Source organism: Streptomyces sp. NPDC050161, from assembly GCF_044460025.1.
Taxonomy (GTDB): Bacteria; Actinomycetota; Actinomycetes; order Streptomycetales; family Streptomycetaceae; genus Streptomyces.
The window spans coordinates 366,402-390,771 of record NZ_JBITJM010000002.1 but is presented as its reverse complement, the minus strand read 5'-3'; the positions used below and the strand labels follow the sequence as shown (position 1 = coordinate 390,771).

Sequence of the window (24,370 nt, the reverse complement as noted above, 5' to 3'; positions counted from 1 at the left end):
GCTTTCGCCGCCCGCCCCCGAAAACGTAGGAGCCCTCCGGACACCGGTCAAGCGGCGTCCCACCGTCCCCGGCGACCGCCCCGAGCTGCGGTCATGCCGTCCGCAGAGGGGAATGGATTGGACAAAGCGACGTGCTTCACACACATGATGGGTGCGCTTCTGAGCAGGTGTTCCCAGGAAGCACCCATGTCAGGATGAGGAAGAAGGAGTCCCATGAGGATCGGAATCGTCGGAGCCACCGGACAGGTCGGCGGCGTGATGCGGGGCATTCTCGCCGAGCGGAACTTCCCGGTCGAGCAGCTGCGCCTGTTCGCTTCGGCCCGGTCCGCCGGCCGCACGCTGCCCTGGCAGGACACCGAGATCACGATCGAGGACGCGGCCACCGCCGACTTCTCAGGGCTTGACATCGTGCTGTTCTCGGCCGGTGGCTCGACCTCCAAGGCGCTGGCGCCGAAGGTCGCCGCCGCGGGCCCCGTCGTGATCGACAACTCCTCCGCCTGGCGCCGCGACCCCGAGGTCCCGCTGGTCGTCTCCGAGGTGAACCCCGCGGCGATCACCGAGCGCCCCAAGGGCATCATCGCCAACCCGAACTGCACGACGATGGCGGCGATGCCGGTCCTGCGTCCGCTGCACGACGCGGCCGGTCTGGTCTCGCTGGTCGTCTCCACCTACCAGGCGGTGTCGGGCAGCGGTCTGGCCGGCGTCGATGAGCTGGACGGGCAGGCCCGCAAGGCCATCGAGCAGGACGCCACCAAGCTGACGCACGACGGCGCGGCCGTGGAGTTCCCCGAGCCCGACAAGTACGTCCGCCCGATCGCGTTCAACGTGCTGCCGATGGCCGGCTCGATCGTCGACGACGGTCTGAACGAGACCGACGAGGAGCAAAAGCTCCGCCACGAGAGCCGCAAGATCCTCGGCATCCCCGGCCTGAAGGTCTCCGGCACCTGCGTGCGGGTACCGGTCTTCACCGGTCACTCGCTCCAGATCAACGCCCGCTTCGCGCGCCCGCTCGACGCCGCCCGCGCCCAGGAACTGCTGGCCGGCGCCCCCGGCGTCACCCTCTCCGACGTGCCGACCCCGCTCCAGGCGGCGGGCCAGGACGCCTCGTTCGTGGGCCGCATCCGCGAGGACGAGACGGCCGAGAACGGTCTCGCGCTGTTCGTCTCCAACGACAACCTCCGCAAGGGCGCGGCACTGAACGCCGTCCAGATCGCGGAGCTGGTCGCGGCGGAGCTGCGGGGCTGATCCGCACCGCACCCCGGCACAGGGCGGGCGGGACCGGTACCCACCGGCCCCGCCCGCCCTGCCGTAGGAAGCCCTCAGAGCGCCAGATGGCGGCGCAGCGCCACGTCGATCTCCGCCATGCGCCACCGCGTATATCACTCCTCGCTCCCCCGGGGCCGCGTGGAAGGATGGCGTAACGCCGCATACAAGGACGCTTACGAGGAGATGATCCGGTGCCTGGCACGAACCTGACCCGCGACGAGGCGCAGCAGCGGGCGCGGCTGCTGACCGTGGACGCGTACGAGATCGACCTCGACCTCTCCGGCGCGCAGGAGGGCGGCACCTACCGGTCCGCGACCACGGTGCGCTTCGACTCCGCCGATGCGGGTGCCGACACCTTCATCGACCTGGTGGCGCCGGCCGTGCACGAGGTGCAGCTCAACGGTGTGGCGCTGGATCCGGCCGAGGTGTTCCAGGACTCGCGGATCGCGCTGTCCGGCCTGCGGGCGGGCCGCAACGAGCTGCGGGTCATCGCGGACTGCGCCTACACCAACACCGGTGAGGGACTGCACCGCTTCGTCGACCCGGTCGATGAACAGGCGTATCTCTACACCCAGTTCGAGGTGCCGGACGCCCGCCGGGTGTTCGCCAGCTTCGAGCAGCCCGACCTGAAGGCGACGTTCGAGTTCACCGTGAAGGCGCCGGACGGCTGGACGGTGATCTCCAACTCGCCGACGCCGGAACCGAGCGACAACATCTGGCACTTCGCGCCGACGCCGCGGATCTCGACGTACGTCACGGCGCTGATCGTCGGCCCGTACCACAGCGTGCACAGCAGCTGGGAGGGCACGGACAGGCGGTCGGTGCCGCTGGGGATCTACTGCCGTCCCTCGCTGGCCGAGCACCTGGACGCGGAGGAGATCTTCGCGGTCACCCGGCAGGGCTTCGACTGGTTCCAGGAGAAGTTCGACTACGCCTACCCGTTCGAGAAGTACGACCAGCTCTTCGTGCCGGAGTTCAACGCCGGTGCGATGGAGAACGCGGGCGCGGTGACCATCCGCGACCAGTACGTCTTCCGCTCGAAGGTGACGGACGCGGCGTACGAGACGCGCGCCGAGACCATCCTGCACGAGCTGGCGCACATGTGGTTCGGCGACCTGGTCACCATGGAGTGGTGGAACGACCTGTGGCTGAACGAGTCGTTCGCCACCTACACCTCGATCGCCTGCCAGGCGTACGCGCCGGGCAGCAAGTGGCCGCACTCCTGGACCACGTTCGCCAACTCCATGAAGACCTGGGCGTACCGGCAGGACCAGCTGCCGTCGACGCACCCGATCATGGCGGAGATCCGTGACCTGGACGACGTGCTGGTCAACTTCGACGGGATCACCTACGCCAAGGGCGCGTCGGTGCTCAAGCAGCTGGTGGCCTACGTCGGGACGGACGCCTTCTTCCAGGGCGTCCAGGCGTACTTCAAGGCGCACGCGTACGGGAACACCCGGCTGAGCGACCTGCTGGGCGCGCTGGAGGAGACCAGCGGCCGTGACCTGAAGACCTGGTCGAAGAAGTGGCTCCAGACCGCGGGCATCAACATCCTGCGCCCGGAGATCGAGGTCGACGCGGCGGGCCACGTCACCTCGTTCGCGGTCCGCCAGGAGGCGCCCGCGCTGCCCGCCGGCGCGACGGGCGAGCCGGTGCTGCGCCCGCACCGCATCGCGATCGGCTGCTACGACCTCCAGGACGGCAAGCTCGTCCGCACCGACCGCATCGAGCTGGACGTGGACGGCGAGCTGACCGAGGTGCCGTTCCCGAAGGACACCGCGCGGCCCGCGGTGATCCTGCTGAACGACGACGACCTGTCGTACGCCAAGGTCCGCCTCGACGAGGAGTCGCTGAAGGCCGTCACCGCGCACCTCGGCGACTTCACCGAGTCGCTGCCGCGCGCCCTGTCCTGGGCGTCCGCGTGGGACATGACGCGCGACGGTGAGCTGGCCACCCGCGACTACCTGTCGCTGGTGCTGTCCGGCATCGGCAAGGAGTCGGACATCGGTGTGGTGCAGTCGCTGCACCGCCAGGTGCGGTCGGCGCTCGAACTGTTCGCGGCGCCGGACTGGCGCGCGACCGGCCTGGCGCTGTGGACCGACGCGGCGCTCGAACACCTGCGGGCCGCGGCCCCGGGCAGCGACCACCAGCTGGCGTGGGCCCGCGCGTTCGCCTCCGCGGCCCGTACCGGCGAGCAGCTCGACGTGCTCCAGGGGCTGCTGGACGGCAGCGAGTCGGTGCCGGGTCTCGTGATCGACACGGATCTGCGCTGGTCGCTGCTCCAGCGGCTCGCGGCCACCGGCCGGGCGGACGAGAAGGCCATCGACGCCGAGCTGGAGCGGGACCGCACGTCGGCGGGCGAGCTGCACGCGGCCACGGCGCGGGCGGCGCGGCCGACGGCGGAGGCGAAGGCCGAGGCGTGGGCGTCCGTCGTGACCTCGGACACGCTGCCCAACGCCGTGCAGGAGGCGGTCATCGGCGGCTTCGTGCAGACCGACCAGCGGGAGCTGCTGGCGCCTTACGCCGCGCGGTACTTCGACGTGGTCAAGAGCGTCTGGGACACGCGCAGCCACGAGATGGCGCAGCAGATCGCGGTGGGCCTGTACCCGGCGGTGCAGGTCGTGCAGGAGACGCTGGACGCGACGGACGCGTGGCTGGCGGCGGCGGAGCCGAGTGCGGCGCTGCGGCGGCTGGTCACCGAGTCGCGTGCGGGCATCGAGCGGGCGCTGAAGGCGCAGGCGGCGGACGCGGCGGCCGGCTGACGTCCGGCGGGTCCGTGAACGCGGGGGCGCCCGTGGCCGGTTGGCCGCGGGCGCCCTTGCGTGTGCGGTGAGGCCGCCCGGCGGGCGGGCGTCGGGCGCGCCGCCCGCCGGGCGAGTCGGTGGACCTAGCCGAGCGCGGTGAAGCGGCGGCCGAGCGCGGTGCGGCCCGCCGCGGTGAGGCTGCCGTGCACCCGCATCCGGGCGAGGCCGCCGTCGGGGAAGACGTCGAGCCTGATGTGGGTGGCGGTGACGGCGCCGGGCAGCGTGAAGCGGTGCGGGGTGTCGGGCTGGAGCCTGGTGCGGGGCAGGATCTCGAACCACGCGTCGGCGTCGTCCGGGGTGCCGTCGCAGCCGTACAGGGCGGCCCAGCCGGCGGAGTTGCCCTTGAGGTAGGCGGTGTCGATCTCGACGGCGCGGATCTCGCCCTGGGCGGCGAGGCGGAAGCGGACCCAGTCGTGGGTGCCCTTGACCCGGCGGCGGCGGTTCTCCCAGCCGTCGTCCATCTTGCGGGACAGACCGGGCTGGATGATCTGGGTGGGCGAGGAGTAGAAGCGGTCGGACGCGTCCTCGACGGCGCCGCCGTGCATCACGGACGCCAGGTCGAAGGTGCCGAGCACGTCGAGCCACGCCGGGTCGGCGACGACCTCGCCGTGCACCCGCAGCCGGGCTATGCCGCCGTCGGGGTGCTGCTTGAGGCGCAGGTGCGTGAAGCGGCGCTCGGCGGTGATCTCGAAGCCGTTGGCGGCGTGGCCGCGTACCGGCGTGCGCGGGACGATCTCCTCCCACTTCACGTCGTCGGCGAGCAGCTCATCGGGGCCTGGGCTGCCGGGCAGCGCGGTGGCCTCGACGGTGATCTGCTGCGGGTAGTTGCCGCGGAAGTGGGCGGTGTCGACGATGAGGCCGCGGATGACGCCGGGGGCGGCGAGGCGGATCAGCGCCCAGTCGTGTGCGTCGTCGGTGGGGAAGGGGTGCGCGCCGTCGGCGCCGCGGCGGCGACGGGTCTCCCAGCCGTCCATGATCTTGCCCTTGTGGCCGAAGTGCTCGGGGTCGAAGACCGCGGGGCCCGGCTTCAGCAGGTTCTCGCGCTCGGCGAAGAACTCGTCGTTCGCGGCGATCACCCCGGCGCCGAAGCGACGGTCGGCGAGGTCGACGAGCGAGGTGAAGGGGAAGTCCCCGCCGCGGTAGTCGGCGTACGGGTCGCCGCCGCCGTACGGGGCGGCGTCGTTGGCGTGCGGATCGGTGGAGTCGGCCGGGGTGGTGGTCATTTCTGCCTCTCGACGTGACCTGCGTGCTGGGGCCGTTCCACCGTCGCAGCCCCGACTCGACAGGTCCATCGAAAGTTCTTGAGGTGGATGTTCAGCTGGACTGAACGGTCTCGGCGGCCTGCCGGAGCGCGGCCAGTACCCGGGCCAGTCCTGGCGCCTCTTCGGAGCCGCGCCGCGCGGCGGCCACCACATGGCGGCGCGGCTGGTCGGCGTGCAGCACCCGCAGTACGACCCGGGCGCCGCCGCGCTCCCCCCGGCCGAGCGCGGCGCCGATCCCGCCCGCCATCGCCATCCGCGGCACCAGCGCGACCCCCATGCCCGCCGCGACCATCGCCAGGATCGCGCTCCAGTCGGCCGCCGCGTGCGCCTGCTCGGGGACGAATCCGGCGCTCTCGCAGGCGGTGGTGGTGATGTGGGACCACGGGCCGCTGCTGCCGAAGATCCAGGATTCGCCGGACAGGTCGGCGAGCCGCAGGCCGGGCTCGGCGGCCAGCGGGTGACCGGCCGGCAGCGCCACGTCCAGCGGGTCGGCGAGCAGCGAGATCCGGCTGAACCTGGGGTCGCGCGGCGTCGGGGCGTGCGCGGCGAGCGACAGCGCCAGGTCGACGCTGCCCTCGGCCAGCAGCTCGTACGCCGCCTCCGCCTCGGCCTCCCGCACCACGACGGAAAGGCCGGGAAGGCTGCGGCGCAGCTCCTGCACGGCGGGGACGACCAGCGCGGGGATCGCGGTGGAGAACGCGCCGACCCTGACCCGGCCCGCCTCGCCCCTGAGGTAGCCGAGCAGTTCGGCGTCGGCCCGCTCCAACTGCGCGAAGACCGCGTCGGCGTGGCGCAGCACCAGGTGCGCGGCGTCGGTGAGCCTGACCCGCCGCCCGTGGGCCTCCAGGAGCGGCACGCCGAGCGCCTTGGCGAGCCCGGTCAGCTGCTGCGAGACCGCCGATGGCGTCATGTGCAACGCCTCGGCGGTCGCGGTGACCGTGCCCAACTCGTGGAGCGTGCGCAGGATGCGCAGCTTTTTGATGTCCCAGTCGGCCATACGGGCAGCGTACGCACCCGGTGGCGGCCTCACCGACGGCCGCCGGTCAGCTCCGGGCGGCGCGACGCGCGAGCAGTGCGGCCCGCCGCTCGTCGAACTTGCGCGCCTGGTCGTCCAGGCCGCCCATGAAGAGCCCCAGCTCCTCCTGGGCCGCGAGCCCGGCCGGGCCGAGCCCGCCGATCTCCAGCACCTTGAGGTAGCGCAGCACCGGCTGGAGCACGTCGTCGTGGTGGATCCGCAGGTTGTAGATCCCGCCGATGGCCATCCGCGCCGCGGCCCGCTCGAAGCCCGGCATGCCGTGGCCCGGCATCCGGAAGCCGGTGACGACGTCGCGTACCGCGCACATGGTCTGGTCGGGCGCCAGCTCGAAGGCCGCGCCCAGGAGGTTGCGGTAGAAGACCATGTGGAGGTTCTCGTCGGTGGCGATCCGGGACAGCATCCGGTCGCAGACCGGGTCGCCGGAGTGGTGGCCGGTGTTGCGGTGCGAGATCCGGGTGGCCAGCTCCTGGAAGGCGACGTACGCGACGGAGTGCAGCATGCTGTGGCTGTTGTCGGACTCGAACCCTTCCGACATGTGCGCCATGCGGAAGCGCTCCAGCTCGACGGGGTCGACCGCGCGGCTGGTGAGGAGGTAGTCGCGCATCACGATGCCGTGCCTGCCCTCCTCCGCGGTCCAGCGGTGCACCCAGGTGCCCCAGGCGCCGTCGCGGCCGAAGAGGCTGGCGATCTCGTGGTGGTAGCTGGGGAGGTTGTCCTCGGTGAGGAGGTTGACCACGAGAGCGGTGCGGCCGATGTCGGAGACCTTGGACTGCTCGGGCGCCCAGGCTTCGCCGCCCATGACGCCGTCGAAGTTACGGCCGTCGCTCCACGGCACGTACTCGTGGGGCATCCATTCCTTGGCGACCTTCAGGTGCCGGTTCAGTTCCTTCTCGACGACCTCTTCGAGCGCGTAGAGCAGATGGGCGTCACTCCATGCGGTCTGGCCGCGCTCTGCGTCGAGCCGGGCGGTGGCGATGGTCACGGGGGGTACTCCAGGGGACGACGATGACCTACGGGACCGTAAGTAGGACCTACGGATCCGTAGGTTACGGCATCGTAGGTTAGAGCGGGTTAAACATCCCGACCCCACAAAACCCCTGATAGCGCCCGCTTTTCCGGCAGAAACGACAAAAGGCGCCTACCGGTTCGTTCGAACCGATAGGCGCCCTGAAGGCGTCACATGTGCCCGGTGTCAGCCCTCGGACTTGGTCTGCTTGCGGGACTTGTCGCCCGCCATGACCAGCCCGGCGATGACCAGGAAAAGAACGATGGGCGCAGCGACATAGAGGCCGAGCGTCTGGATCACGCTCAGACCCGGACCCGGGTCGTCACCATCGTCGCGGGTGAGCGCAAACGCGGGGGACGACATCAGCAGCATCAGCGCGGTGCCGGCCGTGATGGTTCCGGCGCGCAGGGCATTCTTCTTGACCTTGTTGCTCACGAGGTCAACGTATCCGACGCCCCGCCGGGCCGCGCGCCCGGGGTCCGTCAACGCCCCCTCGCTCCGGCCGCCGTGCGGCTCAGGTGCAGCGAAGGCGGCGCCACGTACGGGCGCCCGCGGGCGGCGAGCACGGTGACCCGGACGGCGTCGGCCGTCACCGGGCGGGGCAGCGCGAGGATCCGCCGGTGCCCGATGGTGGTGCCTTCCGCGACCTGCCGCCAGACCCCGTCCCGCCGCGCCTGGACGGCGAACCGTTCCACCCGCTGCCCGTGCCGGGTGTCCTCGGCGACGGCGATCCGGTCGAAGGTGCACGGCCGGGCGGCGGCGCAGGCGCTGTGCCCGTAGGTCGCGCGGACGGCCGCGCCGAAGGCGGTGAGCGAGGCGACGTCCTCCGGGGCGATCCGGCCGTCCTTGGCGGGCGGGACGTTCAGCAGCAGCGAGGCGTTGCGGCCCACGCTCTTCTCGTACAGGTCCATCAACTGCGCCGGGGTCTTGGGCCGTTCGCCGGGGTGGTGGAACCAGCCGGGGCGCAGCGAGACGTCGGCCTCGGCCGGGTACCACTGGAGGTATTCGGTGGTGGGCGCGAGGAGCTTGGCGCGGGAGCCGATGTCGGGGTCGGTGGAGTCGTTCGGCAGCCCGCCTGCCATGACGGTCCACGGGTCCTGGGCCGACGGGGTCACGCTCCACTCCGTCTCCCGCGCGATCCCCTTCTCGTTGCCGACCCAGCGGGCGCCCTGCGGGCCCGCGAAGACGACGGTGCCAGGGGAGAGTTGGTGGATCATCCGGAACCACTGCGCGGCGTCGTAGGGCTGGGTGATGCCGGAGTCGGTCCACGGGTTCGCGCCGTCCAGCCACAGTTCGTCGATCGGGCCGTACTGGGTGAACAGCTCGTAGACCTGGTTGAGGTAGTACGCGTCGTAGTCGTCCGCGCGGACGTGGAAGACGGGCAGCTCGCCGCTGCGGACGGCGGCGGCGCGGTCGTCGCCGGGTACGAGGGTGGGGATGGTGCGTGCGGTGGCCCTGCTGCCGTTGCCGAAGCGGCCGAGACCGCGCGGCGCCCGGCCCCCGTCGGCCAGCGCCACCTGCTCCGGCAGGCTGAGCGGCTTGCCCTCCTGCTGCTTCTCGCGGATCTCATCGACCCAGCGCGCGTGCCAGGCGTGCGGGAGTTCGGCGCCGTCGGACGGCGAGAGGTAGATGCCGACCTTGAGCCCCGCCTTGCGGGCCGCCTTGACGTACGCGCCGACGACGTCGGGCCTTCCGGGGCTGGCCTCGACGGTGTGCGGGCTGTAGCGGCTCGGGTAGAGCACGAATCCGTCGTGGTGCTTGGCAGTGAGCATGACCTGCTCGGCGCCTGCCGCCTTGTACTCCCGCATCCACTGGCCGACGTCGATGCGGGACGGCGCGAAGAGCTTCTCGTCCTCGGCGCCCGAGCCCCACTCGCGGCCGGTGAAGGTGTTCATGCCGAAGTGCGTGAAGGCGGTGACCTCCCGCTCCTGCCAGGCGAGTTGCCCCTTGGTGGGGACGATGTGCGCGGCCTTGTCGATGATCCGGGCGGGGCTGTCGCAGGGCGCGACGGCCATCTGGGACGCGGGCCGCACCGGGCCTTCGCACGGGCCGGTACGCCCCCGCGCCGGGGCCGCGTCCGGCGACTGGGCGGACGCCGGGAACTGAGCGGGGGCGAGGACCGCGACGGCGGCGAGGGCGAAGGCGCCGAGGACGCGCCGGGGCCTGCGGAACCTGCGGGGTGCAGGGGTTGCGGGGGCTGCGGGAAGCGTCGGGGGCGGACCCGATACGTCGGATGCCTCGCCGGATGCGTCCGGTCCGGCGCTCGGTCTCGTACGGCGTGCCATGGTGCCCTCCAACTCCCCGGACCGGTAATGGTCGGATCTCTGGACGGTGACCACGGCATGATGCCGGACGGTGCGGCGGACCGGAAGGGTGCGCGTCGCCGCCGCACCGGCGGATACGAGGAGCGTGGCGGCGGGCGCAGCACAGGCGCGGGGGCCTGGCGTCACACGGGGCCCGGCGCGGGTGCACGCGAAGGCGGCACGCCGGGCGGCCGGACGGGCCGCGCGGGCCACACAAGCCGTGGGTCAGACCTGCATGGACTCCGTGCCCAGACCGGCGGCGGTGGGCTCGCTGGTCAGCGGCAGCTCGGCGGAGATGGGCACCTCGCTGGTCAGCGGGGCGGCGTCGGCGAGCGGGGGCTCGCTGGTCAGGGGCGGCTCGACGAAGCTGAAGGACCCGGAGCCGTCCATGCCGGAGTCGGGGTCGGAGACCCCGTCGAACAGATCGGGCTCCAGCGGCCCGCCGTCCTCCGGTTTGGAGGACAGAGCGTCGAGGAGCAACTGAGCGGATGCGGCCACGAGGGCCTCCCGTTCATCGGTAGTGGGACACGTCTGCCCTACCCATTGGACCCGGGCGCAGACGTAATCTCCCACCAAGCGTGACCCACATCACATTAGCTCGACACCGGCGATTTCGCTGCCCGGCCCCGTGACCGACGCACAGAGTACCGGCAAAACGGACATCGGACGGCAAGTCCTGCGGGATCTCGCCCACCACTCCCCCGCCCGCCGCGCACCCGAAAAGCACCCCGGGGCCGACCACTTGACAAGCCGCGGAAACGCGGGACGGGGGCGGGTCGCCCCTTGCGGAGCGGCCCACCCCCGTCTCGGCGGTGACCTGCGGATACCCGTCCGGATACACGTCCGGATACGCGAAAGCCCGGATCTAAGCCGATACGGCGTTGATCCGGGCCAGGGCGTCATCCGCGCCGTACGGCTGCAAGTACGGCAACCAGCGCGGATCCCGGTGCCCCGTGCCGATGATCCGCCACGCGAGGCCGGACGGCGGGGCGGGTTGATGCCTCAGCCGCCAGCCGATCTCGGCGACGTGGCGATCGGCCTTGACGTGGTTGCAGCGTCGGCAGGCGGCGACGACGTTCTCCCAGGTGTGCTGGCCGCCGCGGCTTCGAGGGATGACGTGGTCGACGCTGGTTGCGACGCCACCGCAGTACATACAGCGCCCGCCGTCACGGGCGAAGAGCGCCCGGCGGGTCAGCGGAACGGGGCCGCGAAAGGGCACCCGCACAAACCGCTTCAGGCGGACCACACTCGGAGCCGGAATGACATGGGTCGCGCTGTGCATCAGGGCGCCGGACTCCTCAAGGCTGACAGCCTTCTCATTGAGTACGAGGATGAGCGCGCGGCGGAGCGGTACGACGCCGAGCGGCTCGTACGACGCGTTGAGGACCAGGACGTGCGGCACGGGTGCCTCCTTGTACGCCGGCGGCGCGTGGCTCGCGCCGGGACGATCTCCCCACAGTGTCCCCCGGTGCCTGGTCGTGGCGCCACCATGACCGGGTAACGGCCTTGAGGTGTTTTCCACCACACCCCTTCACCTCCCGCCACATGGTGTTACTTCCCCCTCTTTCAGGCCGTCATGGGACCACCCGACTCGAACAGGGGCGCGAGTCACACCCGTTGCCCCGTTAGTGTGGTGGGTCTGCCCGGCCCCGGGGGCACCGCCACGGTCCGGGCCGATCTCCCGACACGGAAGGTTCTGCTGTGTACTGGTCCGCCTCGCCGGTCGCCGCCGCGCCGTACAGCGCCGCAACTCCCGGCCCCACCGGCCCGACCTCGCTCGACGACGCCACGGAGAAGGCCACCAACGCGGCCGGCTGGGTGCAGGACAACTGGGGGACGTGGCTCACGTCCGGGCTCCAGATCGTGCTGATCATCGTGATCGCGGTGGTGCTCCGGCATGTGATACGCCGCACCATCACCCGCCTCATCGACCGCATGAACCGCACCGCGACCGCCGCCCAGGGCACCGCGCTCGGCGGCCTCCTGGTGAACGCCGAGCGGCGCCGCCAGCGGTCCGAGGCGATCGGTTCGGTGCTGCGCAGCGTCGCCTCCTTCGTCATCATGGGGACGGCCGCGCTGACCGTGCTGTCCGTACTCAAGATCAACCTGGCGCCGCTGCTGGCGAGCGCGGGTGTGGCGGGTGTGGCCATCGGCTTCGGCGCCCGCAACCTCGTCACGGACTTCCTCTCCGGCGTCTTCATGATCCTGGAGGACCAGTACGGCGTCGGGGACGAGATCGACGCCGGGGTGGCCACCGGCACGGTCATCGAGGTCGGCCTGCGGGTGACCAAGCTGCGCGGCCCCAACGGCGCCATCTGGTACATCCGCAACGGCGAGGTCAAGCGGATCGGGAACCTCAGCCAGGGCTGGTCCACCGCCCACGTCGACGTGCAGCTCGCCGCCGACCAGGACCTGGACCGCGCCCGCGAGATCATCACCGCGACCGGCGAGGAGATGTCCAAGGCCGAGCCGTGGAACGAGCAGCTGTGGGAGCCGGTCGAGGTACTCGGCCTGAGCGAGGTGCACCTCGACACGGTCACCATCAGCGTCTCGGGCAAGACCATGCCGGGCAAGGCACCCGGCATCGAGCGGGAGCTGCGCTGGCGGATCAAGCGGGCACTGGACGGCGCCGACATCCGCCTCGCCCCGCGCCCGGCCCCCGAGGAAGAGCCCGAGGAAATCCCCGACCCGGCCGCCTCGATGTCCGCCCCGTCCGCGCTCAACAATCCGCTCTCGCCGCAGTCGAAGGCGTCGGAACCGATAGCGCCGCCGCAGTTGGGGAAATAGCCGGGGAATCGGGAAGAGCCGGAAAGGGCCCTCGCGTCACGGAGTTCGTGGCGTGGGGGCCTTTTCGTGTGTCCGGTCCCTGTTCGCATGCGCAGCGTGCCCGTACGGAACTAGGCTCCGCGACGAGCGGCACACCGCAACTGCCGTACGGAGAAAGGGAGTAGGCCATGGCCAAAGGTCCACGGAGCAGCCAACAACAGGCCGCCTGGGAGTTCTTCGGCACGGAGCTGAAGCGGCGGAGAGAGAATGCGGGCCTCACCCAGGACGGCCTGGGGCTCCTGGTATTCGTCTCCGGCGGCTACATCGGCCAGTTCGAGCAGGCGATTCGCCGTCCGCAGTTGGATGTGGCGATCCGTATCGACGAAGTCCTACAAACCGAGGGCTTTTTCGAACGGACCTGGCGCAAGCTGATCGACGACAAGCGGTTTGCGGATTATTTTGCGCAGATGGCGGAGTTGGAGACGCTGGCCACCAAGATCTGCGAGTTCGCACCCACCGTGGTTCCGGGGCTCTTGCAAACCGCCGCGTACGCGCGAGCCGTCACGATCGCGGCGAACCCGTTCGTCACCGACGAGTACGTGAAGGCGATGGTGACGGCGCGGCTGGAGCGGGCGACCATACTGCAGGACGCTGCACGGCCCGAGTATTGGGTGGTCCTGCACGAGAACACGATTCGTACGCCAGCTGGCGGGCGTGCCGCGATGGCAGAGCAGTTGGAGCACATCGCCACGCTGGTGCGGGAACGCAACGTCGTGGTGGTGGTGCTCCCGCACGCGGCAGGAGCCCATGCGTCCATGAGCGGGATGCTGACTCTCCTGGAGTTCGACGATGCGCCGCCAACTGCCTATACAGAGACCTCGTTTTCGGGAACGCTGCTGGATGATCCGGCTGTGGTGAAGCGGGCCCAGCGTGCCTACGATCTGCTCAGGGTCGCCGCACTATCGCCGGAGGCGTCCCTGGCTCTGATCGAATCGGCGGCGGAGGACTACAGACGATGAACCAGAACGAGCTGAGCACCGCGCGCTGGCGCAAGAGCAGCTACAGCAACGGCGAAGGCGGCAGCTGCATCGAGGTGGCCCACGACTTCCCTGGCGCGGCGTCCTGGCGCAAGAGCAGCTACAGCAACGGTGAAGGCGGCGAGTGCATCGAGGTCGCCGACGGCCACCCCGGCATCGTCCCCGTCCGCGACAGCAAGAACCCCGCAGGTCCCGCGCTCGTCTTCGCCGCCGCCGGCTGGTCGGCGTTCGTGACGGTCGTCAAGGGGGACGGGTTCATGAGCTGAGCCCACCCGGACAGGCCCGAAGGCCCGCGCGCCACGTACCCCGCTTCTGTTCTAGTGGTTGTCGCAACACCCCAGTTCAGGGGATGCGATGGACTTCAAGATCCGGGAGATCCGGACGGCCCAGGGGCCGAAGAAGCTGTTGCGTGAGCGGGAGACATACTTCCGGCTCATGCAGCAGGGCTTCAGTAACGAGCAGGCGTGCCGGATCGTCGGCGTCAACTCCAAGACCGGGCGCCGGTGGCGCAACGGTCGCAGAGCGGACAGCAAGCAGAAGGCGGTACCTCCGGTTCGGCCGGTGGTGCCGCCTTCTGGCACGTCCCGCTGCCTGCGGGTTGACGAGCGGATCTACATCGCCGACCGGCTGCGGGAGAAGGCATCGGTTCGCGCGATAGCCGCTGGGTTGGGCCGCAGTCCGTCCACGGTGAGCCGGGAGGTCCGCCGCAACCGCACCGACGGCACCCGCGGCACGTGGGACTACCGCCCGCACGCTGCCCAAGCTCGCGCCGATGCTCGCAGGCCCCGGCCGAAGCCCGGGAAGATGGCTGAGAATCCGGAGCTGCGCGACTTCATCCAAAACCGCCTCGACAGGCGATGGAGCCCGGAGCAGATCTGTCAGGCTCTACCCGCCCGCTTTCCTGACCGGCCGGAGATGCACGTGGTCCACGAGACGGTCTACCAGGCCCTCTACGTCCAGGGCCGCGGTGAGCTCCGCCGTGAACTGGCCGGCGCTTTGCGCACCGGTCGTGTCCGGCGCAAGCCCCGCCGTCTGGCCCAGCAGCGCCAACCCCGTTTCCGTGACCCGATGGTCATGATCAGCGACCGGCCCGCCGAGGTGGAGGACCGGGCGGTGCCCGGCCACTGGGAAGGCGACCTGATCATCGGCAAGGACGGCGCCTCCGCGATCGGCACCCTCGTTGAACGCTCCACCCGCTACGTGATGCTGCTGCACCTGCCCACCGGCCGGGGCACCGAGCTGGTCCGCGACGCCCTGGTCGAGACTGTCCAGAGCCTGCCGGCCCACCTGAAGCGATCCCTGACCTGGGACCAGGGCTCGGAGATGGGCCGGCACCGCGAGTTCACCGTCGCGACCAGCATCCCGGTCTACTTCTGCGACCCGGCCAGCCCCTGGCAGCGCGGCTCGAACGAGAACACCAACGGCCTGCTCAGGCAGTACTTCCCCAAGGGCACCGACCTGACGGTCCACACCCGCGACCACCTCGACGCCGTCGCCACCGAACTCAACGGCCGCCCACGCAAAACGCTCGGCTGGGAAACCCCAGCCGAGCGCCTCGCTAAGCTCCTGGCACCAGCCAGTTGATCAATGTGTTGCAACGACCCCTGGAATTCGCCCCGTGGCGCGCGGGCCTTTTGTGGGGGGCGCACGCGCAAACTCGCCCCGCCGAAACCATTGACGGCTCACCGGCCCACGACCTACCTTCCTGTCACCGATTGGAAAGTTTCCTAACAGACGGTGCGGCGGTCCGGGAGGAACGCCGGGAACGGGGCGTGGGCGGTCATGGCAGGAGCGGGGCAGGGAGTGCAGGGGATGCCCGGGACGCCCCGGGTGTTGCGGGCCATGAACGACCGGGCCGCCCTCGATCTCCTCGTCTCGCAGGGGCCGTTGACCCGCACCCAGGTCGGCGAGCTGACCGGCCTTTCGAAGCCGACCGCCTCGCAGTTGCTGGCCCGCCTTGAGGCCGTCGGCCTTGTGCGTACGACCGGGAACGTGACCGGGCGGCCGGGGCCGAACGCCCAGCTGTACGAGGTCAATCCGTGCGTGGCACAGGTCGCCGCGCTCGCCGTGGATCAGGAGGGGATCACGGCGGCCGTGGCCGACATCGCCGGGGAGGTGCGCGGCCGGGCGCGGGTCGGTACGGACGCGGTGGCCGAGAACGTGCCGCACCGGACCGCGCAACTGGTCGCGGCGGCCGTCGACGGCGCGCTCGCCGAGGCAGGTCTCGGGCGGGAGGCGCTGCACGGCGCGGTGATCGGCACGCCGGGCGCGCTGGATCCGCAGACCGGAGTGCTGCGCTACGCGCCCCACCTGCCGGGCTGGCAGTCCCGGGCGCTCCAGGAGGAGCTGGCCGAGGTACTGGGCACGCCGATCGTGATCGAGAACGACGTGAATCTGGCGGCCGTCGCCGAGCAGCACGACGGCGCCGCGCAGGACTTCGACGACTTCGTGCTGCTGTGGGCCGACGAGGGGGTCGGCGCCGCCATCGTGCTGGGCGGCCAGCTGCTGCGCGGCGCCACCGGCGGCGCGGGTGAGATCGGCTACATGCCGCTGCCCGGCGCGCCGCTGGCCCGCGGCGGCGACCGCAGCGCGGCGCAGCCGGACGGCGGCGGCGGCTTCCAGCGGCTGATCGGCTCACCGAGCGTGGTGGAACTGGCGCGGCAGTACGGGTCCGCCGACGTGCGCACCGTCGATGAGGCGCTGCGCCACGACGAGGTACGGGCCGAGGTGGCGCGCCGGCTCGCCACCGGCATCGCCGCGGTGGTGGCCGTCGTCGACCCGCGCCTTGTCGTACTGTCGGGCGAGGTCGCGCAGGCGGGCGGGGAAGCGCTGCGGCAACTGGTCGAGGAGGAGTTCACCGGGCTCGTGCTGCCGCGGCCCGAGCTGCGCATCAGCAACCTTGACGGAAATCCGATCCTCACGGGCGCGCTGCGGACGGCGCTCGCCGCCGCCCGCGATGTCGTCTTCGACACGGCTTGACGGCCGCTGCCCCCGTACGTGCCCGCCCGCGTTCCGGGCCGGGCGCGCCCCCACGCCTCTGCTCGTGCGCACCACGCCAACTCCCCCTGCCGTAAAGGAAGTACGCCATGCCGCTGCCGCGCATGCGCATCTGCCTGTCCGTGGCGCTGGCCGCCGCCGGGCTGCTGGTCTCGGGCTGCGCCAATCCGAGCGTCGGCAGCGACCGTGACGATCCGACGAAGCCGGTCACGCTGAAGTTCTGGCACGGCTGGTCGGATCCGGCCGAGGTGAAAGCGATCAATGACAGCATCGCCCGCTTCGAGAAACTTCACCCCAACATCACGGTGAAGGCCATCGGTAATGTCACCGACGAGACGATGAACCAGTCGCTGCGGGCCGGCGGGGACGACGCGCCCGACGTGGTGTCGTCATTCACCACCAACAATGTCGGGCAGTACTGCTCGTCGGGTATGTGGGCTGATCTCGACCCGTTCATGAAGAAGACGGGTGTGAAGAAGGAGAAGGTCTTCCCGAAGACGTTTCTCGACTACACGCAGTACGAGGGAAGGCAGTGCGCGCTGCCGCTGCTGGCCGACTCCTTCGGCCTGTACTACAACAAGGACGCTTTCCAGGAAGCCGGTATCAAGCGGCCACCGCGGACGATGTCGGAATTCCAGCGGGACGCGGTCAAGCTGACCGAGCGGCACGCGGACGGCTCGTACAAGCGGGTCGGCTTCATGCCCAACTTCCGTCTGTACGAGAACAGTCCGGACCGTTTCTTCGCACAGTGGGGCCCGAAGTACTTCGACAGCAAGGGCAAGGCGGTGCTGGCCAAGGACCCGCACAGCAAGCAGTTCTACGAGACCCAGCTCGCGCTGATCAAGGCGCAGGGCGGCTATGCGGCCCTTGAGAAGTTCCGTTCCCGCTTCGGTGAGGAAATGTCGTCGCAGAGCGCGTTTATGACGCAGCGGGTGGCGATGCACCTCGACGGGGAGTGGCGCAATCTGATGCTCAAGGACGACAAGGCGAAATTCCACTGGGGGACGGCGCCGATGCCGGTACCCGACGACCAGGCGGACACGTACGGGCGCGGCTATCTCACCGGCACGGTCGCCGGCATCGCGCACAGCAGCAAGCACCAGAACGCGGCCTGGGAATTCGTGAAGTTCCTGACGGTGAACACCGATCAGGTGGTGCATTTCGCCAACGACATCCACAACGTCCCGTCGACGTTCGCGGCGCTCAAGTCACCGAAGCTGGGCGCCGATCCGGCGTTCCGCACCTTCATCGACATCGCGCAGAACCCGCACAGCACCGCGATGCCGTCCTCCAACAACGGCGGCCAGTACATCACCACCCTTCAGGACTTCTCGTACGACGTGGAGGCGGGCAAGGTACCCGACCTCGACAAGGGACTGCGCAGGCTGGACGCGCAGATAGACGCCGACAATCTCCAGTCCGAGAACTGACGGAGCACCGCCATGGCTCTCACTCCCGCGCCCGCGCTGCGCCGCAAGCACCTCCGCGAACGGCTGCGCACACTCGGCTTCCTCTCCCCCTGGCTGGTCGGCTTCACGGTCTTCTTCGGCTATCCGCTGATCGCCACGGTCTATTTCTCGTTCATGCATTACAACCAGATCGAGCAGCCCGACTTCGTGGGGCTCAAGAACTGGAAATACGTGCTGACGCAGATGCCGCTCTTCGGGCCCGCGCTGTGGAACACGCTGTGGCTGGTCGTGGTGATGGTCGCACTGCGGGTGGTCTTCGGGCTCGGCATCGGCCTACTGATCACCAAGATCAAGTCGGGGGTCGGGTTCTTCCGCACGGCCTTCTACCTGCCGTATCTGGCCCCGCCGGTCGCCGCGACCGTCGCCTTCGTCTTCCTGCTCAACCCGGGCACCGGGCCGGTCAACGAGATCCTGGGTGCCATCGGCATCCACGCGCCCTCGTGGTTCAACGACCCCGGCTGGGCCAAACCGTCGCTGGTCCTGCTCTCGCTGTGGGGCATCGGCGACCTGATGGTGATCTTCATGGCGGCGCTGCTCGACGTGCCCAAGGAGCAGTACGAGGCCGCCGAGCTGGACGGGGCGGGCGCCTGGGGGAAGTTCCGGTACGTCACCTGGCCGGCCATCACACCCATCGTGATGTTCGCCGTGGTCACCGGCGTCGTGCAGACCATGCAGTACTACACGCAGGCGCTGGTCGCGGGGAAGCTCGCCTCCGGCATCACCTTCGGCCCCGGCACGGTGATCCAGCCCGGCTACCCGGACCACTCCACCCTCACCGTCCCCCAACTCGTCTACTCGCTGGGCTTCCAGAACTTCAACACCGGCGCGGCGTGCGTGCTCTCACTCGTGCTCTTCGTCATCGCGATGGCCGTCACCACCCTGCTGATGCGCAAGCGCGCCGGGCTGCTTGCGGCGGAGGACTGATCGACATGACCACCACGACCCTGCGCCCCGGCACCGCGCCCGCCCCCGCCGTGGCCGGCGACCGCGGTCCCGCCCTGCGCGCCCGGCGCAAGCGGCTGCTGCACTGGATCGCCGTGCACGCCGTGGCCGTCGCCGCCGCGCTCTTCTTCGTGCTGCCGTTCGTCTTCGTCTTCCTGACGTCCGTGATGAGCGACGGCCAGGCGATGAGCGGCGAGCTGTGGCCGCACGAATGGAACTGGTCCAACTACGCGACGGTCTTCCACACCCCCGGCTTCCTGGACTGGTGGAAGAACTCCCTGATGTACGCGGGCCTCGGCACGCTGTTCACGGTCTGCTCGGCGGTCCCGGTGGCGTACGCGCTGGCCAGGTTCCGTTTCCGTGGCCGCCGTACGGCGATGATCCTGGTGATCTCCACGATGATGCTGCCGCCGCAGGTCATCGTGATCCCGATGTACCTGGTGTGGGCCCAGCAGCTGCACCTGTCGGGGTCGCTGTGGCCGCTGATCATCCCGATGGCGTTCGGCGACGCGTACTCGATCTTCCTGCTGCGGCAGTTCCTGCTGACCATTCCGCAGGAATACATCGAGTCGGCGAAGGTGGACGGCTGCGGGGAAGTGCGCACCCTGCTGAAAATCATCGTCCCGATGGCCAAGCCGGGCATCGCGGCCGTCGCGCTCTTCCAGTTCTTCTACTGCTGGAACGACTACTTCGGGCCGCAGATCTACGCGGCGCAGAATCCCGGCGCCTGGACGCTTTCCTACGGGCTCGAATCGTTCAAGAGCGCGCACAGCGTCGACTGGAATCTGACCATGGCGGCGACGCTGCTGGTCATGGCGCCGGTCATCATCGTTTTCTTTTTCGCTCAGAAGGTCTTCGTCGAAGGCGTCACTCTCACCGGAGTAAAGGGCTGATTCATCGTGAAGCTCGCAGTGGTCGGCGGAGGTTCGACCTACACCCCCGAACTCATCGACGGATTCGCGCGGTTGCGTGATGTTCTGCCGGTGGAAGAACTGGTCCTCATCGACCCGGCGGCCGACCGGCTCGAACTGGTCGGCGGCCTCGCCCGGCGGATCTTCGCCAAGCAGGGCCACCCGGGCCGCATTTCGTGGACACCTGACCTGGACGCGGGGGTGGACGGCGCGGACGCGGTCCTGCTCCAGCTGCGGGTCGGCGGGCAGGCGGCCCGCAACCAGGACGAGACCTGGCCGCTGGAGTGCGGCTGCGTCGGCCAGGAGACGACCGGCGCGGGCGGCCTCGCCAAGGCGCTGCGCACCGTCCCCGTCGCACTGGACATCGCCGAGCGGGTGCGCCGCCGCAACCCCGACGCCTGGATCGTGGACTTCACCAACCCGGTCGGGATCGTCACCCGGGCGCTGCTCACCCACGGCCACAAGGCCGTCGGCCTGTGCAACGTCGCCATCGGCTTCCAGCGCAAGTTCGCCCGGCTGCTCGGCGTACGGCCCGAGCAGGTCGAGCTTGAACACGTCGGGCTCAACCACCTGACGTGGGAGCGTGCGGTGCGGGTCGACGGCGAGGACGTGCTGCCCCGGCTGCTCGCCGAGCACGGCGACGCGGTCGCCGAAGACCTGCACATGCCGCGCGCGCTGGTGGACCGGCTCGGCGTCGTGCCCTCGTACTACCTGCGCTACTACTACCAGCACGACGAGGTCGTACGGGAGCTGCGCAGCAAGCCGTCGCGGGCGGCCGAGGTCGCGGCCATCGAGAAGCAGCTGCTCGACATGTACGGCGACCCGGCGCTGGACGAGAAGCCGGAGCTGCTGAGCAAGCGCGGCGGGGCGTTCTACTCGGAGGCGGCGGTGGCGCTGACGTCCTCGCTGCTGCGCAACACCGGCGACGTGCAGGTGGTCAACACCCTGAACAACGGGACGCTGCCGTTCCTGCCCGACGACGCGGTGATCGAGGTGCCGGCCAGGGTGGACGGCTCCGGTGCCACGCCGCTGCCGGTACGGCCGCTGGAGCCGCTGTACTCCGGGCTGATCGCGAACGTCACGGCCTATGAACACCTGGCGCTCCAGGCCGCGTTGAAGGGCGGCAGGGACCGGGTCTTCGAGGCGCTGCTCGCCCACCCGCTCGTCGGCCAGATCGCGTACGCGGACCAGCTGACCGACGACCTGATCGCACACAACCGGGAGCACCTCACGTGGGCCTGACCGGCACGGCGCTCGCCATCGACGCGGGCAACAGCAAGACCGACGTGGCCCTGGTGGGCGCGGACGGCAGCCTGCTCGGCACGGCGCGCGGCGGCGGCTTCCAGCCGCAGACGGTGGGCACGGGCGGGGCGGTCGACGTGCTGGCGCCCCTGGTCGCCTCGGCGCTGGCGCAGGCCGGCGCCGAGGGTCCGGTCGGCCACGTCACGGCCTACCTCGCCAACGCCGACCTGCCGGTCGAGGAGGCCGCGCTCGCCGCGGAGATCGGCGACCGGGGGTGGGCGCGGTCGGTGACCGTCGGCAACGACACCTTCGCGCTGCTGCGGGCCGGTCTGCCGGACACCGGGGAGCCGCCGGTGGGCGCCGCCGTGGTGTGCGGGGCCGGCATCAACGCGGTGGGTCTCGGCCGGGCCGGGGCGACCGCGCGGTTCCCCTCCGTCGGCCGGCTCTCCGGCGACTGGGGCGGCGGCGGCTTCCTCGCCGACGAGGCCCTCTGGTACGCGGCACGGGCCGAGGACGGCCGCGGCGAGCCGAGCGAGCTGGCACGGGCGCTGCCCGCCCACTTCGGGCTTGCCACGATGCTGGAGCTGATCGAGGCGATCCACCTGCGCGGCATCCCCGGCCGGCGGCGGCACGAGCTGACGCCGCTGCTGTTCGACGTGGCCGATGCGGGCGACCCGGTGGCGCGGGCGATCATCGCCCGGCAGGCCGATGAGGTGGCGCTGATGGCCTCGGTCGTGCTGGAGCGGCTCGACCTGATCGGCGAGGAGACCCGGGTGGTGCTCGGCGGCGGGGTGCTGGCGGCCCGGCATCCGCTGCTGCACGACCGGATCGTGCGGCTGCTCGCGGAGCGCGCGCCGAAGGCGGTGGCACACGTCGTCACCGCACCCCCGGTCCTGGGCGCCGCGCTGCACGTGCTGGACCGGGCGGGGGCTCCGGCCGATGCCTATGCGCGGCTGCGGGGTTCCTGGGCGTAGCGCCCTGGGGCGTGGGCGGTCCGGCCCGCGCCCCGGGGCCTGTCGGCCGTCAGTCGTCTGCCGTCAGTCGTCCAACGGCAGGGCGAGATCGCGGACATGGCCCGCGAGCAGTTGGACGGCGGCGTCCACCGCCGCCTGCGGGTCCTGGGCGCGGATCGCTTCGGTGAGCCGGGAGTGCGGGTCGGTGCGGGCGGCGGTGGCGGTGTCCAGGCAGGCGGCGCGGCGCAGTTCTTCGCGCAGTGCGGCGCTGAGCGAGCGGTAGATGTCGGCGAGCACCGGATTGGCGCCCGCCTCGGCGACCAGGATGTGGAATTCGGCGTCGGCCGCGGTGAAGGCGTCACCGTCACGGGCGGCGAGCGCGGCGCCACGGCGGGCCAACGCGTCCTCGATACCGGCGAGTTGGGCTTCCGTACGGTGCTTCGCCGCCTGCCGGGCGGCGACCACGTCGAGGCCCTGGCGGACCTGGGTGACGTGGGTGAGTTCGGCGCGCTCCAGGCGGCGGCGGAGCGCGAGTGCGCTGTCGTCGTCGGAGATCACGAACGTGCCGTCGCCCTGCCGGGGCTCCAGCAGCCCCGCGTGCACCAGGGAGCGGACGGCCTCGCGCACCGATGCCCGGCTGACGCCGAGGGTCTCGGACAGCGCGCTCTCCGGCGGGATCCGGCTGCCGACCGGCCAGCCGCCGGACACGATCTGCCCGCGGATCTCGTCGGTCGCGGACTCGACCAGCGACACCTTGCCCCTGCCGACCGTCCGCACCCGGACCTCCCCTTGCCCCCGTGACGCGTCCCGCGCCGTGGTCATCCGATGTCCGGCAATTCCTGCGGCAACTCTACGTCCGGTCGCACAAGATCAGGTCAATACCGGTGTGCCCGCCGGTGCATGCGGACATACTGCTGCCCGTGTCCCCGTACCGGGGGCGGGCCCGTCGTCAGCGCACCAGGGGGAGGTCGTGTGCCGTCCGTGACGTCCGTGCCGCAGGCGCGGCCCGGCAGCGCACCGCCGCCTGCCGGGCGCCGTACGGCCTGGGCCGACGGCGTCGACGAGCTGCGCGCCGCCGCGCGGACCGAGCCCGGCAGGCTGCGGGCGATCGGCGCCGTACTGGCCCTGCTTGTCCTGCTGTTCGGGGCGGTCACGGCCTGGCAGGTCAGCGACCGCGCGGGCGCCGCACGCGACGTCGCCGAGCGCAGCCAGCCGCTCAGCGCGGACGCCGCCGACCTCTACCGTTCCCTGGCGGACGCCGACACGACGGCCGCGAGCGGCTTCCTGGCCGGCGGCGACGAGCCGCGCGAGACCCGCGCGCGCTACGCGGCCGACCTCGCCACCGCGTCGGACCTGCTGGTCAAGGCGGCCGGATCGACGCAGCTGACGGACGCGGCAGGGCGGCACGTCAACACACTCAACCGGCTGCTGCCCCGCTACACCGGCCTGATCGAGACGGCCCGCGCCGACAACCGGCAGGGCCTGCCGCTGGGCGGCGCCTACCTGCGCTACGCCAACGAACGGATGCGCGGGGAACTCCTCCCGGCGGCCCGCGCCTGGTACGACAGCGAGACCGGGCGGCTGGCCGCCGACCACGCCGCGGCGACGGCCTGGCCGTGGGCCTCGCTCGCCGCGGGAGCCGCCGCGCTCGGCGCGCTCGGCTGGGCGCAGCGGCGCAGCTACCTGCGGACCAACCGGGTGTTCAACCGCGGCCTGGTGACGGCCACCACCGCGTGCGTGGTGCTGCTGGTGTGGCTGGTGGGGGGCCACACGATGGCGCGCACCGGACTCGGTGAGGCGTTCGGCAACAGCGCCCGTTCGCTGCGGGTGCTCAACGAAGCGCGGATCGACACCCTCAGGGCACGCGGCGACGAGAATCTGACGCTGGTGGCCAGGGGCGCGCGGCTCACCGGCGACCAACAGGACTTCTACGAGGCCGGGTTCCGCTCCGGCATGAAGGATCTGGCGGGCGGCGGCGCGCAGGGCCCCGCGGCGTCCGGCAGCGCGCTGGGTACCGCGCTGGCGCTGGCCGACGACGAGGCGGGGCGGCGGCCGGTGCGCCGGGCGGTGGCGCAGCTGCGCGAGTGGCAGCGGCGGCACGCACAGGCGCGTGCCGCGGACGACAAGGGCGACTACGACCAGGCGCTGCGCCGGGTGATCGGCACGGACCGGCCGACCCGGGAGTCCTTCGACCGGGTCGACGTGGCGCTGCGGGACGCGGTGGCGCACGAGCAGGACAGGTTCCGGCAGGCGGCCGGTGCCGGGCGCGGCGCGTTCGGCGGCCTGGCGGCGGGGGCCTGCGCCCTGGCCGTCGTGGGCGCGGCGGGCGCGGTGCTCGGCATCGGGCGCCGGCTGTCGGAGTACCGGTGAGGGGGC

General features: G+C 71.1%; 21 protein-coding genes. 13 read left to right on the top strand and 8 right to left on the bottom strand.

Annotated features, from left to right (window positions below):
* Positions 1–213 precede the first annotated feature (213 nt).
* Both ACIBK8_RS04880 and pepN read left to right on the top strand, forming a co-directional pair.
* Positions 214–1,245, top strand: coding sequence for an aspartate-semialdehyde dehydrogenase (locus ACIBK8_RS04880; protein ID WP_399040111.1), 1,032 nt, complete (start codon positions 214–216; stop codon positions 1,243–1,245).
* Positions 1,246–1,457: 212 nt separating this feature from the next.
* Positions 1,458–4,028: an aminopeptidase N gene (gene pepN / locus ACIBK8_RS04875; RefSeq protein ID WP_399040110.1), complete on the top strand. Its 2,571-nt coding sequence runs from the start codon at positions 1,458–1,460 to the stop codon at positions 4,026–4,028.
* Between the two features lie 125 nt (positions 4,029–4,153).
* On the opposite strand, the gene alc is transcribed toward pepN, so the two are convergent.
* From alc to ACIBK8_RS04840, 7 genes are all read right to left on the bottom strand, one after another.
* Positions 4,154–5,293 carry an allantoicase gene (gene alc, locus ACIBK8_RS04870; protein WP_399040108.1) on the bottom strand — a complete coding sequence of 380 codons (1,140 nt, stop codon included), beginning with the start codon at positions 5,291–5,293 and terminating at the stop codon, positions 4,154–4,156.
* 91 nt (positions 5,294–5,384) lie between these two features.
* On the bottom strand, positions 5,385–6,329 hold the full coding sequence (locus tag ACIBK8_RS04865; RefSeq protein WP_399040107.1) for a LysR family transcriptional regulator: 945 nt from the start codon (positions 6,327–6,329) through the stop codon (positions 5,385–5,387).
* 46 nt (positions 6,330–6,375) lie between these two features.
* Positions 6,376–7,350: an acyl-ACP desaturase gene (locus ACIBK8_RS04860; protein WP_399040106.1), complete on the bottom strand. Its 975-nt coding sequence runs from the start codon at positions 7,348–7,350 to the stop codon at positions 6,376–6,378.
* 210 nt (positions 7,351–7,560) lie between these two features.
* Complete coding sequence (locus ACIBK8_RS04855; protein WP_393685266.1) at positions 7,561–7,809, bottom strand: hypothetical protein; 249 nt, start codon at positions 7,807–7,809, stop codon at positions 7,561–7,563.
* A gap of 47 nt (positions 7,810–7,856) precedes the next feature.
* A complete protein-coding gene (locus tag ACIBK8_RS04850) occupies positions 7,857–9,659 on the bottom strand; it encodes an alpha-L-fucosidase (protein WP_399040105.1) in 1,803 nt (600 codons plus the stop codon).
* A gap of 243 nt (positions 9,660–9,902) precedes the next feature.
* A complete protein-coding gene (locus ACIBK8_RS04845) occupies positions 9,903–10,175 on the bottom strand; it encodes a hypothetical protein (protein ID WP_393685269.1) in 273 nt (90 codons plus the stop codon).
* Between the two features lie 367 nt (positions 10,176–10,542).
* On the bottom strand, positions 10,543–11,079 hold the full coding sequence (locus ACIBK8_RS04840) for an HNH endonuclease (RefSeq protein WP_227044839.1): 537 nt from the start codon (positions 11,077–11,079) through the stop codon (positions 10,543–10,545).
* Positions 11,080–11,378: 299 nt separating this feature from the next.
* Between ACIBK8_RS04840 and ACIBK8_RS04835 the strand changes: the two genes are divergently transcribed.
* The 10 genes from ACIBK8_RS04835 to ACIBK8_RS04790 all read left to right on the top strand — a co-directional run bounded on the left by ACIBK8_RS04835 (position 11,379) and on the right by ACIBK8_RS04790 (position 22,015).
* Positions 11,379–12,464, top strand: coding sequence for a mechanosensitive ion channel family protein (locus ACIBK8_RS04835; RefSeq protein WP_399040104.1), 1,086 nt, complete (start codon positions 11,379–11,381; stop codon positions 12,462–12,464).
* A gap of 167 nt (positions 12,465–12,631) precedes the next feature.
* Positions 12,632–13,462 (top strand): helix-turn-helix domain-containing protein, encoded by an 831-nt coding sequence (locus ACIBK8_RS04830; protein ID WP_399040102.1) that lies wholly within the window; start codon positions 12,632–12,634, stop codon positions 13,460–13,462.
* Complete coding sequence (locus ACIBK8_RS04825; RefSeq protein ID WP_399040101.1) at positions 13,459–13,746, top strand: DUF397 domain-containing protein; 288 nt, start codon at positions 13,459–13,461, stop codon at positions 13,744–13,746. The genes ACIBK8_RS04830 and ACIBK8_RS04825 overlap by 4 nt, the downstream gene beginning before the upstream one ends.
* 169 nt (positions 13,747–13,915) lie before the next feature.
* Positions 13,916–15,064 carry an IS30 family transposase gene (locus ACIBK8_RS04820; protein WP_399040291.1) on the top strand — a complete coding sequence of 383 codons (1,149 nt, stop codon included), beginning with the start codon at positions 13,916–13,918 and terminating at the stop codon, positions 15,062–15,064.
* Between the two features lie 228 nt (positions 15,065–15,292).
* The gene (locus tag ACIBK8_RS04815; protein ID WP_399040100.1) at positions 15,293–16,459 is read left to right on the top strand and encodes an ROK family protein; all 1,167 of its coding nucleotides are present in this window, start codon (positions 15,293–15,295) and stop codon (positions 16,457–16,459) included.
* 107 nt (positions 16,460–16,566) lie between these two features.
* Positions 16,567–17,907, top strand: a complete 1,341-nt coding sequence (locus tag ACIBK8_RS04810; RefSeq protein WP_399040099.1) for an ABC transporter substrate-binding protein — start codon at positions 16,567–16,569, stop codon at positions 17,905–17,907.
* Positions 17,908–17,919: 12 nt separating this feature from the next.
* Positions 17,920–18,870, top strand: a complete 951-nt coding sequence (locus tag ACIBK8_RS04805; RefSeq protein ID WP_399040098.1) for a carbohydrate ABC transporter permease — start codon at positions 17,920–17,922, stop codon at positions 18,868–18,870.
* Positions 18,871–18,875: 5 nt separating this feature from the next.
* Entirely contained in the window at positions 18,876–19,781 is a 906-nt protein-coding gene (locus ACIBK8_RS04800; RefSeq protein ID WP_399040096.1) for a carbohydrate ABC transporter permease, read from the top strand.
* 6 nt (positions 19,782–19,787) lie between these two features.
* Positions 19,788–21,041, top strand: coding sequence for a 6-phospho-beta-glucosidase (locus tag ACIBK8_RS04795; RefSeq protein WP_399040095.1), 1,254 nt, complete (start codon positions 19,788–19,790; stop codon positions 21,039–21,041).
* A complete protein-coding gene (locus tag ACIBK8_RS04790) occupies positions 21,032–22,015 on the top strand; it encodes an N-acetylglucosamine kinase (RefSeq protein ID WP_399040094.1) in 984 nt (327 codons plus the stop codon). The genes ACIBK8_RS04795 and ACIBK8_RS04790 overlap by 10 nt, the downstream gene beginning before the upstream one ends.
* 63 nt (positions 22,016–22,078) lie before the next feature.
* Here the strand turns inward: ACIBK8_RS04790 and ACIBK8_RS04785 are convergent, their stop codons facing one another.
* Positions 22,079–22,816: a FadR/GntR family transcriptional regulator gene (locus tag ACIBK8_RS04785; RefSeq protein ID WP_399040092.1), complete on the bottom strand. Its 738-nt coding sequence runs from the start codon at positions 22,814–22,816 to the stop codon at positions 22,079–22,081.
* Between the two features lie 78 nt (positions 22,817–22,894).
* Here ACIBK8_RS04785 and ACIBK8_RS04780 point away from each other — a divergent pair, with 78 nt between their 5' ends.
* Positions 22,895–24,364 carry a hypothetical protein gene (locus tag ACIBK8_RS04780; RefSeq protein WP_399040091.1) on the top strand — a complete coding sequence of 490 codons (1,470 nt, stop codon included), beginning with the start codon at positions 22,895–22,897 and terminating at the stop codon, positions 24,362–24,364.
* Positions 24,365–24,370 lie beyond the last annotated feature (6 nt).